Genomic DNA, 16,718 nt, shown 5'->3' on the forward strand with positions numbered 1-16,718 from the left:
TTCGGGAGGTGGGCCGGTTCGCGTTTGCGGATGAGGCGGCAGCTCGTCAGTCGGGCAGGCCGATCAGGTCGTCGCCGGCTCGGGCGACGAGCCCGTCCGTCACGAGCGACGCCAGGCAGCGCTCGCCCTGAACCTCGTCATCAGCGAGCCGGACCAGGGCGGCCCCGGGAACGGGGCCGACACTGTCTCGCAGGGCCGCGACGATCCGGCCGCGCACCTGCCGGTCGGTGCCGTGCCAGGTCTGCACCGGTCGCCGAGCGATACCGGCCGGGGATCCAGCGAGCCGCCACCGGCAACCGTCGGCCAGTAAACACGAGCCGCAGGCCGGCGTCCGTGCCGTGCAGACGAGGGCTCCCAGTTCCATCACGGCGGCCGAGAAACGTGCCGCCACCGCCGGTTCGGCCGGCAGCAGCGCGGCGAGCTGTTCCCGGTCGGCTCTCGTCGCGGGCTCGCGGGGCTCGTCGACGCCGCGGATCACTCTGGACAGCACCCGGCGGACGTTGGTGTCCACGACCGGCGTTCGCGCCCCGAACGCGAAGGCGGCGACCGCTCGTGCGGTGTACTCGCCGATGCCAGGCAGCGTCAGGAGCGCATCCACCGAGTCCGGCACGTTCCCGCCGTGGTGGGTGGTGATCGCCGTCGCCGCCGCATGCAGCCGGAGCGCCCGCCGCGGATAGCCGAGCCTTCCCCACGCCCGGATGGCGTCGGCGGGGGAGTCGGCGGCCAGACCTGCCGGAGCCGGCCAGCGACGGAGCCACTCGTCGAAGACCGGAAGCACCCTGACGACCGGTGTCTGCTGCAGCATCACCTCGCTGACCAGCACCGCCCAGGGCGTCGCCGATGGCCTTCGCCAGGGGAGATCACGGCCGGCGGTGTCGAAGAACGCGAGCAGCCGGTCGGCGTCCAGGGCAGAACCGAGGGCAGTGCCGGGTGGATCCGACGTCAGTGCCGGTCACCGTCGGACGCAACGGTGGCGGCGGCGCCGGCGTCTCCGGAACCCGGCGGCTGCGCAGTGCCGGCCGCAGTCAAATGGCGGGTCGGCTCCTCGCCGTCGGTGAAGACCTCTTCGAGCAACCCGGTGTTGACGTCGAAGATGAAGCCGCGGACGGCGTCGTGGTGCAGCAGGAACGGTGAATCGCGGATCCTGCGCAGTGATTCCCGCACGGAATCGTGCGGATCCTTGAACGCCTGGACCGACCAGGTCGGCCGGTAGCCGGCGAAGGTCGCGAGGTGCGCCCGGAAGACGTCCTCCTCGAGACGTGCGAGGCCGCAATCGGTGTGGTGAATGATCATGATCTCGCGGGTGCCGAGGGCGTGCTGCGAGATGGACAGCGAGCGGATGACGTCGTCGGTCACCACCCCGCCGGCATTGCGCAGCAGATGCACCTCGCCCGGGCTCAACCGGAATGCGGCGTGCCCGTCGATCCGGGCGTCCATGCACATCAGCAGGGCGATCTGCAGCGTCGGCATCGGGCCCATACCCACCGGGTGGTACTCGGCGGCAGCAAGGTTACGGGCCAGCAGGTCGTCGATAGCGGTCACAGTTCCCCCGTCGGCGTTGCATCCTCGAATGGCGGTCATCCGAGACTACCGTCGGCCCGGTGATGCACCCCGTTGGCCCTCTGAATCCGAAGGTGTACTGGATCCGTCGCGTCTCGATCGTGGTGCTCGCCGTCGCGCTGCTGATCGGCGTGGTGTGGTTCCTGGCAAGCCGGACATCCCGGTCGTCGTCGGCTCAGCCGCAGGCCCCGGTCGCTGCCACGGCGTCGGCCGCGCCGACGCTCACCGGGGTGCTGGCGGCGTCCACCGCCCCGACCGCGGGTTCCTCTGGCGCCCCCGGCGCCAGCGCCATTGGTGGTACCGCGACCCCGCCGGCGTCCGGTTCTGCTGCCGCGTCTGCTCAGGCCGGGTCCTCTGGTCCGGCCGCGTCGTCTGCTCCGGCTGCGTCCTCCGCTGCCGCGTCGGCGGCCACGGCACCCGCGCCCGCCGCCGCCGCAGCCGCCACCCCGAAGGCTGCACCGACTGCCAAGTCGACCGCCAAACCCACCCCCACGCCGGCCGCGAAGCCGGCCCCCACACCGGCACCGACACCGGCACCGAAGCCCGCCGCCACGACGGCCGCATCGAAACCGCCTGCGGCTCCTGCCCCGTCGTTCGCCGAGGACGGCATGTTGCTGTGCCCGGACAGTGCCGTGAGCATCACCGCCATCAGCACCGCCCCGTCCTTCGCGTCGGGCGCCCAGCCCACGCTCGGCATGGTGGTGACCAACACCGGCACCGTCGAATGCCGACGTGACGTCTCGGGCACCCTCCAGACCTACACGGTGCTGGGTGCGGGCGGCAGCAGGATCTGGTCGACCGCCGACTGCTTCCCGGGCGAGGGCACCGAGCTCAGGGACCTCGCGCCCGGCCAGACGCTGAAGTACACGATCAAGTGGTCGGGGACCACCTCGGCGCCGGGTTGCACCGGCGAGCGGGCCGCGGTACCGGCCGGCAAGTACACGGTCGTCGCGCAGCTGGGCAAACTGTCGAGCAAGCCGGCGGCCTTCTCCATCGGCTGACAGCGGCGCAAGTGCGGGCGGCTGATCGCTCGCTGCATCCGGTCGCTCCGCCTGCCCGACCGCCAGCAATACCGCCCGCAGCGAGGCTGCATGGCCGCGCGGCTGCGCCAGCCCATCGCCGTGAGCGGCTTCCGGTTCGGCCATCGCGGGTGGCAAGTTCGCGTGCGGGGCGCGGCCCCACGAGCCTGGTGTCAGCCCGGCTACAGAGCTGAGCCGTAGCGGTCCACGATGGACGACTCGGCCAGCCGGGAGAGCCCTTCCCGTACCACCCGGGCCCGGGCCTCGCCGACACCTTCGACGGCCTGCAGGTCGGCGGCCGTGGCGGCGAGCAGGCCCTGCAGGTTGCCGAAATGCTGGATGAGCCGATCCAGCACGGCGGGCGGCACCCGCGGAATGCCGGCCAGCAGCCGGTAGCCGCGCGGGCTGACGCCGGTGTCCAGCGCGTCCCCGTAGGTGGACAGCCCGAGCACCCTGGCGACCACGGTCAGGTCGAGGAGTGCGACCTCGTCGAGATCGTCGAGCGCGGCGACGATCTCGTCGACCTTGTCCGGACCCTCGTCGGCGGGCAGGTAGTCGCGGATCAGCAGTTCCTGGAGACCCTGGGTGCCGCTGAGCATCTCGTCGAGCTGCAGACCGAGCAGGCGACCGTCGGTGCCGAGCTCGACCACGTTGCTGGTCAACTCATCGGCGATGCGGCGCACCATGAGAAGCCGCTGCAGCACCGTCATCGCGTCCCGCAGGGTGGCGAAGTCCTCGATCTCCAATGCGGACAGCGCCCGGGCGACCTCGTCGAGCCGGAACTTGTACCGCTGCAGCGTCGCCAGAGCCTGGTTCGCCCTGCCCAGGATCGTCGGCGGGTCAGCGACGACATGCCGGCGGCCGCCGAAGTACAGGTTGATGATCGACATGGAGTGGCTCACCGCGATCACCGGGTGGCCCGTTTGCAGTCCGGTGCGCTCCGCGGTGCGGTGCCGGGTCCCGGACTCGACCGTGGGGATCGTGGAGTCGGGGGTCAGCTGGACGTTGGCCCGCAGGATCCGGGTGGCATCGTCGTTCAGCACGACCGCGCCGTCCATCTTGCACAGCTCACGCAGCCTGGTCGACGAGAACTCGACATCGAGCCGGAAGCCGCCGTCGCACAGGTCGTCGACCGCCTGGTCGAAGCCCAGCACGATCAGCGCCCCGGTGCGGCCGCGCAGGATCCGCTCGAGACCGTCACGCAGAGGGGTGCCAGGTGCGACCCGTGCGAGCACAGCGCGATGCGCTGCGACCGTCAGGCGATCCTCCACCCCTCCCCCTTCCGTGGCCCTACGTCGCCAGTTTAGGGCCCAGCCGAGGGTTCGTACGCGCGCCGTCACCACCGGTGAGCAGCGGCATCACCCCCGTCGCCGGCGTAGCCACTGAACGACACCATCATCGTTGCCCATGCACCGGAAGGCCTCGCCCAGGTCGGATGCCTCGTCGACGCGCATGCCGGGCGGTCGTTCGATCGCCCCGCCCGCGGGCACAACGGCGTGATCAAAACCGAGCCGTGCAGCCTCCGAAAGACGTCGCGCGATCCCGCCGACCGGGCGTATTTCCGCGGCCAGCCCGAGTTCGCCGATGACGACAAGACGTGGTGCGAGCGGGATGTCCCTGACCGACGACCAGATGGCCATCGCGAGCGGCAGGTCGGCGGCCGGCTCGAGCATCTTCACCCCGCCGACGGTGGCGGCGAGCACGTCCTGGTTGCCCACACTCACTCCTCCCCATCGCTGCAGGACCGCGATCACCATTGCCGTCCGGGAGGCATCCAGTCCAGAGACCGTGCGGCGGCTGGTCTCGCCGGAGGCCGGCGTGATGAGTGTCTGCAGCTCGGCCGGAATCGCCCGCCGGCCCTGCATGCTCACGGTCGCGCAGGTGCCCGGCACCGGCGTGCGGTGCTGGGTCAGGAACAGACCGGATGGGTCGGCGAGCCCGACGATGCCGTCCGCGACCATCTGGAAACAGCCGACCTCGTCGGAGGGGCCGTAACGGTTCTTCACCCCGCGGATGGTGCGCAGGGTGGAGTGCCGGTCGCCTTCGAACTGGAGGACGACGTCGACCAGGTGCTCGAGCACCCGTGGACCAGCGATTCCGCCGTCCTTCGTCACGTGCCCGACGAGAACGCAGGCCATGTTGCGTTCCTTGGCGACGGCGGACAGCGCGGCGGCGACCGCGCGCACCTGGCTGACCCCGCCTGGGCTGCCGTCCACCTCGGCGGTGGCGAAGGTCTGGACGGAGTCGACGATCAGCAGGCGCGGCCGTACCTGGTCGATGTGACCGAGAACCGCTGCGAGGTCGTTTTCGGCAGCGAGGTAGATGTCGGCGTGCAGCGCACCCATCCGGTCCGCCCGGAGCCGCACCTGTGCCGCGGACTCCTCACCGCTGACGATCAGCACGGGCCCCTGGTCCCGGCTGGCCCAGGCTTGGGCGGCGGATAACAGCAAAGTCGATTTGCCAACTCCGGGCTCGCCCGCGAGCAGCACCACCGCTCCGGGTGTGAGACCGCCGCCCAGCACCCGGTCGAGCTCACCGAGACCGCTCGGCTGCGGGCTCACCAGGTCCGCGGAGACCTGGTCGATCCGCTGTGCCGGGGTGCTGACCGGGCCTGGGACGGTCCGCGGCAGCAGCACCTTGGCGCTGCCGACCTCGTCAAGAGAGCCCCATGCCTGGCATTCGGGACACCGACCATGCCACTTGGCCGCGTCGAGGCCGCATTCGGTGCAGCGGTAGGCAGGCCTGATGACCGCTTTCGCCGACTTGGAGGTGCGGTCCATCGGGCTTGATCTCATGGGGCGAACCCTAGACGGAGGGTCCGACAGTTGTACGAAACGCGCCCTACCGCGTGCGGTAGAGCCCCTGGAGGGCCAGAGAATGCGGCTGCGCCCGAATGCGGCTGCGCCCGAAGCCTGCTGCGCCCGAAGGCAGCTGCCTGGGGAGGCGGTGGGATCAGCCGGTGGTGGTGGCCGCGCTGGAGACCGCTGGAGCGGCTGAACTGGAGACTGCGGGACTGGAGACCGCGGGGCTGGAGACCGCTGGAGCGCTGGATGCGGCCGGGCTCTCGGCGGACTCGGGCGCACTGCCCTCGGTCGAGGGGTCGACGCCCTCGATGTTGCCGCCCAGGTTGGCGTCCTTCTCTGCCGTGCTGCTGCTGCCCGATTCGTGTTGCCCGGCTTCGCCACCGGCCGCCTCCTCGTGCCCCTCTTCCCAGATGGGGGTCGGATGCGGCGGAAGGATCTCGAGGGTCTCCCGGTCGCGGGATCGTTCGGTCGGGTTGGCAATCGGGACGTTGAGGGTCAGCGAGCCGGCGTTCGCGAACGAGAACGTCATCGGGATCGAAACGCCGTCATACAGGTCGGCGGTGAAACCGTTGATCGTCATCTGCGCCCCGGTGTCGCCGCTGAGGTCGATCAGGGTCTGGCCGGGGATCACGCCGTCGCCGGTGAACTGCACGGACTCGGCCGCGGTCGTGCTCGCCCCGGTGAGGGTGTCCGGGTTGATACCGTCGTTCGAGAGCCAGAGGAGAACCCGCGCGTCGGATCCCGCCGGGAACTTCTCGCCCGTCGGACGCTCCAGTCGAACGTTCAGGGCGGAGAGGTCGCCGACTTCACCGTTGGCGCCCAGCATGGCGGCCTGCTCGTTGACGGACTGCGCATACTGGCCTGCCCCACAGCCCGTCAGGACCAGGGACGCCGCAGCGAACAGTCCAACGGTCGTCCGGACGAGCACGCGGCGCTGGGGGCGGGCGATGCGGAACACGGTGGTCCCCTCTTCTCGGCAGGTGCCGCAACTGCTCCCGGTGGCCACCGGCGTGAGCGCCGTCGGCCGCCGCTGACAGATTGCGACTGTCGTTGGTGTGCACTGTTCTCGTCCGCAGCCATGTCTCGCACGGGTGTGCCTCGCACGGGTGAGTGACGTCGCTGCGGTTGTCGATCAGGTGGTTCGGTCAGCTATTCGATTGTCGTCATCCGATTGTCACGGCTGATCCGGACTGTCGCCAGTACGGGTCCGTTCCCGGGTGCCCAGGTCTGTTGTCGATCATGGTGCTGTACACGGTCGACCGCCGCCGGCCTCGCGGAGACGGTGGGATGAGGTTAGCCGCCGCCCCCTGTGACCTGCGCGCCGGGCGTGGCGCAGCGCTCCCGGGAACGCGCTGACCGATTGGTTTCGCGCTGACGCGAGGCCCTGGATGCACGGATGTAAGGGATTTGTCAAGTAGAGCTATAGCCCCTGACCTGCGACAACACGAGATGGCCGGGCGTAGATCGTGCTAAACTGGTGTGAGCGAAAGGGGTCTTGAACGCTCATGGTTTTCAATGTTGGCGAAACCGTTGTCTACCCCCACCACGGGGCGGCACTCATCCAGGCCACCGAGACTCGAACCGTCAAGGGTGTCGAGAAGTTGTACCTGGTCCTCAAGGTCGCCCAGGGCGATCTCACTGTGAAGGTCCCCGCTGATAACGCCGAGATCGTCGGCGTTCGCGATGTCGTCGACCGGACCGGTCTCGATCACGTCTTCGAGGTGCTGCGCGCGCCGCACACCGAGGAGCCGACGAACTGGTCGCGCCGGTACAAGGCGAACCTCGAGAAGCTCGCATCGGGCGACGTCAACAAGGTTGCCGAGGTCGTCCGTGACCTGTGGCGCCGCGATCGCGAGCGCGGGTTGTCCGCCGGCGAGAAGCGGATGCTGGCAAAGGCCCGGCAGATCCTCGTTTCCGAGTTGGCGCTGGCTGAAGGCACCAATGAGCTGAAGGCCGAAGGCATCCTCGACGAGGTCCTGGCTTCCTGATCGCGTCGCCAAAGGCTCGCGACGTCTGATCGGTGAGTGCGTGTCGGTAGTTGCGTTGGTTCCGGCTGCCGGCAGCGGTCAGCGCCTGGGTGCTGAGGTACCCAAGGCGTTCGTGACCGTTGCCGGCATCCCCCTCCTCGTGCACGTGGTCGACCGGCTGTTATCGGCCGGTGTCGATCGCGTCATCGTCGCGGTTTCGGCCGATCAGCTGCCCGATGCCGGTAGCTTGCTCGGCGACCGGGCTGACGTCGTCGTCGGCGGCGCCGACCGCTCCGCATCCGTCGCAGCTGCGCTGTCAGCAGCCGATCAGCTGTCCCCGGACGCTGATGTCGACGTCGTCCTTGTGCATGACGCCGCCCGCGCATTCGCGCCGCCCTCGTTGATCAGGTCCGTCATCGCTGCTGTCCGCGAGGGGCATCCCGCCGTGGTGCCGGTGCTGCCCGTCGTCGACACGATTCGCGCCGCCGCCGATGACGGGACGCTCGCCGGCCCGGTCGACCGCAACTCGCTCCGGGTGGTCCAGACCCCGCAGGGATTCGACCCGGACGTCCTGCGTCGCGCGCATCGTGCGGTAGCCGGCACCGAGCCCGCAGGCGTCACCGACGACGCCGGTCTCGTCGAAGCACTCGGTATCGGCGTGACCGGAGTACCGGGCGACCGCGCGGCTTTCAAGATCACCACACCGTCCGACCTGCAGGAAGCCGAGCGACTGATGGCCGCAGACACCGCACCGCCCGTCGGTGCCCCGCCGGCGTTGCGGATCGGAACCGGCATCGACGTGCACCCGATAGAGGCCGGACGGGAGTGCTGGGTTGCCGGGTTGCTGTTCGCCGGAGTTGACGGCTGCTCCGGGCACTCCGACGGCGACGTCGCGGCCCACGCGTTGTGCGATGCCCTCCTCGGCGCCGCCGGGCTGGGCGATCTCGGTGCCGTCTTCGGTACCTCGGACCCGCGGTGGGCGGCCGCATCCGGAGCCAGGCTGCTCACCGAGGTGCTGCACCTGCTGCGTGCCGCCGGCTACACGGTCGTGAACGCATCGGTACAGGTGGTCGCCAACTCCCCGCGGCTCGCTCCCCGCCGCGCGGAAGCGGAAGCTGCGCTGTCCGCTGTGCTCGGAGCGCCGGTATCGGTGGCCGGAACGACCACCGACGGCCTCGGCCTCACCGGTCGGGGCGAGGGCCGCGCAGCTCTGGCCACGGCCTTGCTCAGCCGACCCTGATCCGCCGACCCGATCCGCCCGCCCTGACCCGCCGGCCGTGACCCGCCCGCCCCGACCCGCTGGCCCTGAGCCGCGCAGACTCTGATCCGCCGACCCTGATCAGTTGTCAGGAACGTGCCGGCAGCTCGTCCTCGACGTACCGCGGCCGGACCGCGAAGACGCCGGCGCCGGCTTGGACCAGCACCACACCGCACAGCACCAGCAACGGAACCGTCCAGCTGCCGCTGACGTCGAACAGGATTCCGAAACCCACCGGGCCGACGGACGCGATGAGGTAGCCGGTGCACTGCGTGAACGCCGACAACGACGTGGTGGCAAGCGATGTCCGCGATCGCAGCGCGATGAGCGTCAGCGCGAGCGGGAACGCCCCGGTGCCGATGCCGATCAGCACGGAGAACACCACCACTCCCGGACCGCTCGGGGCGAGGATCAGCCCGACGAAGGCCGCCAGGTAGCACGCGGACAGGGTGACGACCAGGATCGCGGGCCGGCGCAGTCGACCCAGCAGCGGCGGCACCAGCGCGGCCAGCGGGATGCCGACGGTGATGGCGATGGAAACCTGGAACGCGGCGGCGGTGTCGGTTCGGCCGGCGTCGGTCAGGATCTGCGCCAGCCAGCCGAACACCACGTACGCGACCATCGACTGGGTGCCGAAGTAGATCGTCAGCGCCCATGCCACCCGCGTTCGGGCGAGTTCCCGCAGCGGCAGGCGGCGCCCCGCCGTCGGGGCAGGTCTCCCTGCGCTGCCGCGGATCATCAGCAGCCACGGGACCAGCGCGATGACGGCGAGCAACGACCACATGCCCAGGCCCGTTCGCCAGTCCGCGCGGAGGCCCCGTTCGATCGGCAGCGTCACACCGGCCGCGGCGGCACCGCCGATCGTCAGCAGCGTCGTATAGGCGGCCGTCATCGCCGGGATGCGGTCCGGGAAATGCAGCCGCACCAGTCCGGGCAGCAGGACGTTGCCGACGGCGATGCCGGCCAAGGCCAGCACCGACCCGGCGAACAATGCCGCCGTGCCCGGGATGACCACCCGGCTGACCTGGCCGACGATCAGCGCCAACAGGCACAGCACCACCGTGCGATGCGAGCCGATCCGGGCGGCGAGGGCCGGCGCCGCCAGGCCGAGCACCGCGAACGACAGGGTCGGCAGGGAGAGCAGCAACCCGGTCGTGGAGGCAGGTAGTCCGGTGGACTCGCGCAGTTCGGGGATGACGGCGCCCACCGCGTTGACCACCGGTCGCAGGTTGATCGCGAGCAGCAGCACCGCGGTGGTCACCAACAGCCTTGACGGGGGAGCAGTCGGGCCGGTCACCCGGCGACAGTAGGCGCCGCCCTGGCCCTTTCAGTCGCCGGTGCCGATGCCGTCCATGATCGTGGCGACCGCGACATCGATCGGTCGGCCGTCGACGGTGTGCGCGTCACCGGCGGGCATCATCGCGATCCCGAACAGCACCACGAGCAGCAGCACCGCGACGTCGTCCGGATCCATCGTCGACCGGAGGCGTCCGATCGCCTGTTCCGCGGCGAGGTAGCCGGCGATGAACTGCGGGGGACCGGGCAGGGCTGACGGCGGTCGGTCGGTGGCGACGTCCTGCCCGGCGGACGCGGTCAGACCGGCGAAGGCAGCGCTCAGACCGTCGGCCAGTTCGGGGTCGGACCGCAACCACAACTCCAGCGGCAGCAGGTCGGCGCGGAGCTGGCCGAGCTTCATCAGCGCATCCCGCAGGTTTCCCCGGACGGTGCCGGTCCCGGCCCGCGCCGGCAGTCCGCTGACCCATTCGAGGACGGCGGCGTTGCGGTCGAAAACCGCCGCGAAGAACAGGTGTCGCTTGTCCGGATAGTGCCGGTAGATGGTTCCCTCGGCGACGCCCGCGGCATCGGCGATGGCTCTCGTGGTGGCCCGGGCGTACCCCACGTCGGCGACCACCTCCACCGTCGCCCGGATCAGTGCGGTACGGGTGCGTTCGCCGCGAGCGTTCACTTCAGGTCTCCGGTCAAGGTCTGCCGCTGCTGACGTGACCGGGACGCATCCCGGCCCCAAGGGTCAGTCGGTGACATCCCGCCGACGGACCACCAACCCTGCCACGACGAGCCCGGCGACCGCATACGCCAGGCCGAGACCGAGGGCGGTCCCGTACGGGATGGCCGCCGAGCCTCCACCGGCGATGGCGGTCAACGTCGCCCCCGGGAGCCAGTCGGCCGCGTCCGGGGCGACCAGTCGCAGCAGGCCCTCGATGACGAGCACATACCCCAGCCCGACACCGATGGCGACGGCGGAGCTCTTGGTCAGCACAGCGATGACCAGTCCCACCACTCCCCAGACGAGCAGCGCCAGGAACGTGTTCAGCCAGGCGCCCGCCACCTGTGACGCGATCGCCGACGCGCCGGACTCCCAGTTCGCGGTGGACAGCCCGGCGCCCGACGCCATCACCGGACTCGCAGCGACCACGATCAGGGTGGCGATGGCTGTCGACAGTGCGGTCCAGCCGGCGAGCGCGAGGATCTTGCCCGCCAGCAACCGGATCCGGTGCGGTTGGGCCTGCACCATCAGCCTGATCAGTCCGGTCGAGTAGTCGGTGGACGTCGCGACCGCCCAGAAGGACAGCGTGACGACACCGAGGATCGTCGAGACGGCACTGAGCCCGAGGACTCGGCCGTCCGGCCCCGCGAGGTCCGCGGCGGACGGGAACGATCCGCCCGGTGCGGCGGACGGGACCTCGGTGTCATCGCCCGCTGCCACGAAGATGAAAGTGGTGATCATGAATCCGAGCAGCACGGTGATGCCGAGCCAGCCGATGACGAAGCCGCGCCGGTTCAGCCTGGTCAGTTCGGATCGGGTTTCCGCGACGATCATGACGCCCTCCCGACCTGCTCGGCCCTCGCCTCGCGGAGCTCCCCGTCGGTGCCGCCGGTCAGGCGCAGGAAGATGTCCTCGAGGCTCTCCTGACGCGGGATCAGGCTCGCCAGGGTGACCCCAGCAGCCGTGGCCGCCCGGTTGACAGCCGCCGTCTGGGACACCGGCGCCTGCACCCGAATTGCCCCCGATGCGTTGCCTCCGGTCGCCACCCGCCAGCCCGCGACGGTGAGGACCTCGGTCAGCCGAGCGGTGTCGGCACCGTTCTCGGCGGCAACCTCGATGTACTCGTCGGTCCTGGCCAGCAGTTCGGCCATCGGCCCGGCGAAGATCAGCTCGCCGAAGCGGACCACCACGACGTGGTCGCAGATCGCCTGGATCTCGCTGAGCAGGTGCGACGAGACCACCACGGTGCGACCGTTGTCGGTGAGATCCCGCAGCAGCTGGCGGATCTCGACGATGCCCGCCGGGTCGAGCCCGTTCGTCGGCTCGTCGAGGAGCAGCAGTTCCGGGTCCGGCAGCAGGGCCGCGGCGATACCCAGACGCTGCTTCATCCCGAGCGAGTACCGCCGGACCGGCTCCCGGTCCCGGCCGGTCAGCCCCACAACCGCCAGGACGTCATCGACCCGGCCGATGGGTAATCGGCGTAACTGGGCGAGCGAGCGGAGGTTCGCGCGCGCCGACAGTCCCGGGATGAAGGCCGGATTCTCGATCAGCGCGCCCACCCGTCCGGCGAACGTCGCCGGCCGGTCAATGGAGTGCTCGAGGACGGCACCAGATCCTGCCGTCGGGCGGATCAGGCCGAGCAGCATCCGGATCAGCGTGCTCTTGCCGGAGCCGTTGGGGCCGACGAGGCCGATGACGCCGCCCTTGGGGAGGTCGACGGTGAGCCGGTCGACGGCCGTCAGTTCGCCGAACCTACGGGTCAGGTCGGTGGTGCTCAGCACGGTCATCGGAAGCCCTTCAGCCGAATGTGAGTGTGTACTCACATCTTGCGGACGCAGGATCGACGATGTCAAGGACGGGGCCGAGATCGGTGGTTCCTGGGTGGGTGAGGTGCCGGTGCGGCCTCGCCGGGCCGCGTTGGGGGTGCCGGGCCGCTCTGGGGGTGCGGCGGGCCGCATTCGGGGTGCGGCGCGGATGTGGCGGGCGGCGTTCGGGGTGCGGCGGGCGTCGTGAACCGGGTCGGTTCAGCTGCCCGGCCGGTGGTCCGGCGGTCCGACGTCGCCCAGCGAGTCGGCGAACCGCCCCAACAGCCCCGCCAGGGCCGCCAGGTCCTGGACCGGCCAGTCCTTCACGACCGTGCCGAGCCAACCCATCCTGGCGTCGAGCGACCGGGCCCTGAGCTGCCGGCCCGCGTCGGTCAACTGCAGCGTGATGCGACGTGCATCGCCGCCGGTCGCGGTGCGCCGCACCAGTTGGGCGCGCACGGCGCGATCCACCAGGCGACTGGCGGTGGACGGCGCCACATCCGCGAACTGGGCCACATCCCCTACGCCGACCGGCTCGCCCTGCTCGGCGCCGCGGGCACAGGCCTCCACCACGAGCACGCTGGACATCTCGACGTTCCGGCCGTCCTCGTCGGTGATCACCTGGCGCGGGCTCGACCACAGCCGGCGCAGCCGGACCAGCGCGTCATCCAGGCTCGCCAGAACTGCGGGTTGCACCGACTCCGACAACGCACCAGCCCTTCTCGTGGACCCCCGCCGACACACCTGCTGTTGATCATGCGGCCCAGCACACTTCTCGCGCGCGTCGACGGCTCGATGGGAGGGGTCACGCCAACACCTCGTCATGTGGAGGGTGCCGTAGCTGGTCGCTACCCGCGGTATGTCGGGTGCTCGGCCGCATGATCACCAGAGGACCCAACATGATCACCAGGGGTGACGGGGGACACACCAGCAGGACAGGCGGTCACGGACGATAGCTGTACGGTACATACATGTCCACCGTGCTGGTGACTGGCGCAACCGGCAATGTCGGTCGCCCAGTGGCCGTCGGACTGCTGGCGGCGGGCGTCCCGGTGCGAGCCGCTGTCCGGGATCCACGCACCGTCACCGACGACCCGCACCTCGCCGGGGCGACCGCGGTGGCGTTCGACTTCACAGCGCCGCAAACCTGGGCGGCAGCGTTCGCCGGTGTCGAAGTGATGTTCCTCGTCCGTCCGCCGCAGTTGTCGCGGGTGAAGCGGGACCTGCTGCCGGCGCTGCGTGCAGCGGAAAACGCCGGGGTCCGTCACGTGGTGTTCCTGTCCCTGCAGGGAGCGGAGCGGAATCAGGTGGTCCCGCACGCCGCCGTGGAGAAGTGGCTGCGGTCGTCGTCGGTGGCGTGGACCTTTCTTCGGCCCTCGTTCTTCTTCCAGAATCTGTCGACCACGCACCGCACCGACATCCGGGACAGGGACGAGATCTTCGTCCCGGCCGGTCGCGGCAGAACGGCGTTCGTCGACACCGATGACGTCGCCGCAGTCGCCGTCGAGGCACTCCTGCATCCCGCTGAGCATGCCGGGAAAGCCTGGACGCCTACGGGATCCGCGGCGTTGACCTATGACGAGGTTGCCCAGGCGCTGACCGCAACGCTGGACCGGCCGATTCGCTACGCGAGGCCGGGCGCCGTCCGCTACGCCTGGCATGCCCGCCGCACGCTCGGCATGCCGCTCGCCATGGTGCTGGTGACGACGGCGATCTATACCTCGGCCCGGTTGGGGCTGGCCGCGGGGCTGACGGACGACGTCCAGACCGTGCTGGGGAGGGAACCGCACGGCATAGACGAGTTCGCGAGTCGGGACCGGTCGGCGTGGACGGTCGCGGCGTCCACGCCGCCGGGGGCCTGAGTCCCCGGAGAGTGTGTCGCCCCGGGGCCTGCGTCGCCAGATCGGGTCGGCACATATCGGGTCGGCAGGTATCGGGTCGGCAGGTATCACGGTGCCAGGTATCGGGTCGGTGGGTATCGGGTCGGCAGGAATCGGGTCGGTGGGATACCCGGACGCGCAACCGGGAGGAGCGAGGAACCAGGAGGAGCGAGGAACGACGATGATCGTGGCAATTCTCGGAGCAACGGGCAGGACTGGCCAGCTTGTGGTGCAGGACCTGCTGGCGCGCGGACACCAGGCGCGGGTGCTCGTCCGGCGCGCCGTGTCTGCACCTGCCGACACCTGCGCCGTCGTCGGCGACGCCCGTGATCCCGCGGCGCTTCGCTCGCTCGTCGACGGGTGCGACGTGGTGATCAGTGCGCTCGGCCCGATCGGCGGCGATCGACGGCTTCATCGCGAGGTCGCTCCGCTGTTGATCGCGGCGATGACGGAGATGGGGGTCTCGCGGTTCATCGGCATCAGCGCGGCGGGCATCGATGTGCCCGGCGACTGCAAGTCACGCCGCGACCGGATCGTCTCGGCGATGATCAGGGCCTTCGGTGGGGACGCCGCCGCCGACAAGGTCATCGAATACTGGGCGTGGCGGGACAGCGGGCTCGACTGGACGCTCGTTCGCCCACCGAGATTGCAGGACGGTCCGGCGACGGGATGGATCGATCACGACGCACACATCTCGACGAGGTCGACGAAGATCACCCGGGCCGATCTCGCGGCGTTCATCGCCGGACTCGTCGACGGAAGCGCCTACCAGCGGCAGGCGCCGTTCGTCGCAACCTCGCGGCAGATGGTGCGCTGACGATCGCAGCTGCTGCGGTTTCTCAGCGTGACAGCTGGCCCAGCGGGAACGTCACCCCGGTGAGCTCCTCCGACAGCGTCCAGAGTCGCTGCGCCGCAACGGGATCGCTCGCCGCAGCGGTGCGTCCGACAAGGGTCGGGTAGCCGCGCATCTCTCCGCGGCCGTCCGGGCCGACGTAGCTGGCATCGGGCAGATCCTGGCTCGCCGCGAACAGCGTTGGCAGCGCGCCCTGCTCGTCGCTCTGGGCGACCAGCACATTCAGCACCTTCATCCCGGCGTTCATCAGCCCGCTGGAATGCGATTGCAGGTTGGTCGCCGAATACCCCGGATGCACGGCGTAGGCGCGGACGTCGGAGTCGGCGCCGGCCAGACGTCGCTGCAGCTCGAGGGTGAACAGCAGGTTCGCCAGCTTCGACTGGCTGTACGCCGCCCAGGAGCTGTACTTGCCGGTGTTCCAGTTGGGGTCGTCGAACCTGATCTTGCCGCCGCGGTGGGCGCCCGAGGCCACTGTCACGACCCTGTCGGTGACGTGCGGCAGCAGCAGGTTCGTCAGTGCGAAGTGACCGAGATGATTGGTGCCGAACTGCATCTCGAATCCTTCGGCGGTCCGGGAGAGGGGGATTGCCATCACCCCGGCGTTGTTCACGAGCACGTCGATGTCACCGTCCCACCCGTCGGCGAAGGCGCGGACCGACGACAGATCGGCCAGGTCCAGCTGCCGGACCTCGCGCTGCCCGGTCACCGTCGAGGCCGCCTGCTCGCCCTTGGTGGTGTTCCGCGCGGCCATCACCACCCGGGCACCGGCGCGGGCGAGTTCGCGGGATGCGACGAGACCGATGCCGCTGTTGGCGCCGGTCACCACCACGGTGCGACCGGAGAAGGAGGGAAGATCTGCGGCAGTCCAGCGAGAAGAGGTCATGGACGCCAAAGTAGGCATCGTCTACATTGTTGTCAACGCCAACATCGGTTGGTTCCGCGCAAGGGGGAGTGATGGTCACCGGGACGCTGCGGTATCACCACGGCGATCTCCGTGCTGCCCTCGTGGAACGGGCGACGGACGTCGTCGCGGCGGACGGGATCGACGCCCTGTCCATGCGTGAACTGGCCAGGGACCTCGGGGTGAGCCACGCTGCGCCGAGCCGGCACTTCGCCGATCGGCAGGCGCTGCTCGACGCGGTCGCCGTCAACGGATTCGACCGGCTGCGGGCGGCGCTCGATCTCACGCCGCCACCCACGGGCGCATCATTCGAAGCCCGGCTGGGTCCCCACGCGGCCTGTTACGTGCGGTTCGCCCTGCGGAACGCGCCGCTGCTGACCGTCATGTTCGCGGCGAAGCACCGGCGCGAGGCGCCTGCCGAGATCCGGAACTCCGCCGAGCGCGCGTTCGACGCGCCGCTGCGCCTCCTGCAGGAAGCGCAGCAGCGCGGCGAGGTGGTCGGCGGATCCGTCGACGAGATCAGCACCGCCATCCTCGCGACCATGCACGGCTTCGCGACGCTCGTCGCCGGCGGACTCCTCGAGGAACAAGGCTGGGAGCAGTCGCTTGCCGAGACGATGACGCTGCTCGTGCGGGGACTCCGACCGCGCTGAGTGCTGCGGGTCG

At 70.1% G+C, this 16,718-nt stretch carries 17 protein-coding genes; 6 read left to right on the top strand and 11 right to left on the bottom strand.

Annotation, left to right across the window (positions count from 1 at the left end):
• Positions 1–46: 46 nt before the first annotated feature.
• Both ACVBEQ_RS21020 and ACVBEQ_RS21025 read right to left on the bottom strand, forming a co-directional pair.
• The gene (locus ACVBEQ_RS21020; RefSeq protein WP_447155353.1) at positions 47–823 is read right to left on the bottom strand and encodes an HhH-GPD family protein; all 777 of its coding nucleotides are present in this window, start codon (positions 821–823) and stop codon (positions 47–49) included.
• Between the two features lie 119 nt (positions 824–942).
• Positions 943–1,581 (bottom strand): beta-class carbonic anhydrase, encoded by a 639-nt coding sequence (locus ACVBEQ_RS21025; RefSeq protein ID WP_447155354.1) that lies wholly within the window; start codon positions 1,579–1,581, stop codon positions 943–945.
• 20 nt (positions 1,582–1,601) lie between these two features.
• On the opposite strand from ACVBEQ_RS21025, the gene ACVBEQ_RS21030 reads away from it, so the two are divergent.
• The gene (locus ACVBEQ_RS21030) at positions 1,602–2,561 is read left to right on the top strand and encodes a hypothetical protein (RefSeq protein WP_447155355.1); all 960 of its coding nucleotides are present in this window, start codon (positions 1,602–1,604) and stop codon (positions 2,559–2,561) included.
• A 200-nt stretch (positions 2,562–2,761) separates the two neighbouring features.
• Here the strand turns inward: ACVBEQ_RS21030 and disA are convergent, their stop codons facing one another.
• From disA to ACVBEQ_RS21045, 3 genes are all read right to left on the bottom strand, one after another.
• Positions 2,762–3,850, bottom strand: coding sequence for a DNA integrity scanning diadenylate cyclase DisA (gene disA, locus ACVBEQ_RS21035; protein ID WP_447155356.1), 1,089 nt, complete (start codon positions 3,848–3,850; stop codon positions 2,762–2,764).
• A gap of 87 nt (positions 3,851–3,937) precedes the next feature.
• Positions 3,938–5,374, bottom strand: coding sequence for a DNA repair protein RadA (radA, locus tag ACVBEQ_RS21040; protein WP_447155357.1), 1,437 nt, complete (start codon positions 5,372–5,374; stop codon positions 3,938–3,940).
• Positions 5,375–5,531: 157 nt separating this feature from the next.
• Positions 5,532–6,341: a copper chaperone PCu(A)C domain-containing protein gene (locus ACVBEQ_RS21045; protein WP_447155358.1), complete on the bottom strand. Its 810-nt coding sequence runs from the start codon at positions 6,339–6,341 to the stop codon at positions 5,532–5,534.
• A gap of 547 nt (positions 6,342–6,888) precedes the next feature.
• Here ACVBEQ_RS21045 and ACVBEQ_RS21050 point away from each other — a divergent pair.
• Both ACVBEQ_RS21050 and ispD read left to right on the top strand, forming a co-directional pair.
• On the top strand, positions 6,889–7,371 hold the full coding sequence (locus ACVBEQ_RS21050; protein ID WP_447155359.1) for a CarD family transcriptional regulator: 483 nt from the start codon (positions 6,889–6,891) through the stop codon (positions 7,369–7,371).
• 40 nt (positions 7,372–7,411) lie between these two features.
• Positions 7,412–8,590 (top strand): 2-C-methyl-D-erythritol 4-phosphate cytidylyltransferase, encoded by a 1,179-nt coding sequence (ispD, locus tag ACVBEQ_RS21055; protein ID WP_447155360.1) that lies wholly within the window; start codon positions 7,412–7,414, stop codon positions 8,588–8,590.
• Positions 8,591–8,696: 106 nt separating this feature from the next.
• Here ispD and ACVBEQ_RS21060 read toward each other — a convergent pair whose 3' ends face one another.
• The 5 genes from ACVBEQ_RS21060 to ACVBEQ_RS21080 all read right to left on the bottom strand — a co-directional run bounded on the left by ACVBEQ_RS21060 (position 8,697) and on the right by ACVBEQ_RS21080 (position 13,114).
• A complete protein-coding gene (locus ACVBEQ_RS21060; RefSeq protein WP_447155361.1) occupies positions 8,697–9,905 on the bottom strand; it encodes an MFS transporter in 1,209 nt (402 codons plus the stop codon).
• Positions 9,906–9,935: 30 nt separating this feature from the next.
• Positions 9,936–10,574, bottom strand: coding sequence for a TetR/AcrR family transcriptional regulator (locus ACVBEQ_RS21065; RefSeq protein ID WP_447155362.1), 639 nt, complete (start codon positions 10,572–10,574; stop codon positions 9,936–9,938).
• Positions 10,575–10,637: 63 nt separating this feature from the next.
• Positions 10,638–11,447: a hypothetical protein gene (locus tag ACVBEQ_RS21070; RefSeq protein WP_447155363.1), complete on the bottom strand. Its 810-nt coding sequence runs from the start codon at positions 11,445–11,447 to the stop codon at positions 10,638–10,640.
• Positions 11,444–12,400 carry an ATP-binding cassette domain-containing protein gene (locus tag ACVBEQ_RS21075; RefSeq protein ID WP_447155364.1) on the bottom strand — a complete coding sequence of 319 codons (957 nt, stop codon included), beginning with the start codon at positions 12,398–12,400 and terminating at the stop codon, positions 11,444–11,446. The genes ACVBEQ_RS21070 and ACVBEQ_RS21075 overlap by 4 nt, the downstream gene beginning before the upstream one ends.
• Positions 12,401–12,637: 237 nt before the next feature.
• The gene (locus tag ACVBEQ_RS21080) at positions 12,638–13,114 is read right to left on the bottom strand and encodes a MarR family winged helix-turn-helix transcriptional regulator (RefSeq protein ID WP_447155365.1); all 477 of its coding nucleotides are present in this window, start codon (positions 13,112–13,114) and stop codon (positions 12,638–12,640) included.
• Positions 13,115–13,389: 275 nt separating this feature from the next.
• Between ACVBEQ_RS21080 and ACVBEQ_RS21085 the strand changes: the two genes are divergently transcribed.
• On the top strand, positions 13,390–14,280 hold the full coding sequence (locus ACVBEQ_RS21085) for an SDR family oxidoreductase (protein WP_447155366.1): 891 nt from the start codon (positions 13,390–13,392) through the stop codon (positions 14,278–14,280).
• A 199-nt stretch (positions 14,281–14,479) separates the two neighbouring features.
• The gene (locus tag ACVBEQ_RS21090) at positions 14,480–15,115 is read left to right on the top strand and encodes an NAD(P)-dependent oxidoreductase (protein ID WP_447155367.1); all 636 of its coding nucleotides are present in this window, start codon (positions 14,480–14,482) and stop codon (positions 15,113–15,115) included.
• 22 nt (positions 15,116–15,137) lie between these two features.
• Here ACVBEQ_RS21090 and ACVBEQ_RS21095 read toward each other — a convergent pair whose 3' ends face one another.
• Entirely contained in the window at positions 15,138–16,034 is an 897-nt protein-coding gene (locus ACVBEQ_RS21095) for an oxidoreductase (RefSeq protein WP_447155368.1), read from the bottom strand.
• Between the two features lie 71 nt (positions 16,035–16,105).
• Between ACVBEQ_RS21095 and ACVBEQ_RS21100 the strand changes: the two genes are divergently transcribed.
• Positions 16,106–16,705 (top strand): TetR/AcrR family transcriptional regulator, encoded by a 600-nt coding sequence (locus ACVBEQ_RS21100; protein ID WP_447155369.1) that lies wholly within the window; start codon positions 16,106–16,108, stop codon positions 16,703–16,705.
• Positions 16,706–16,718: the final 13 nt, after the last annotated feature.

This window comes from Nakamurella sp. GG22 (assembly GCF_052976845.2).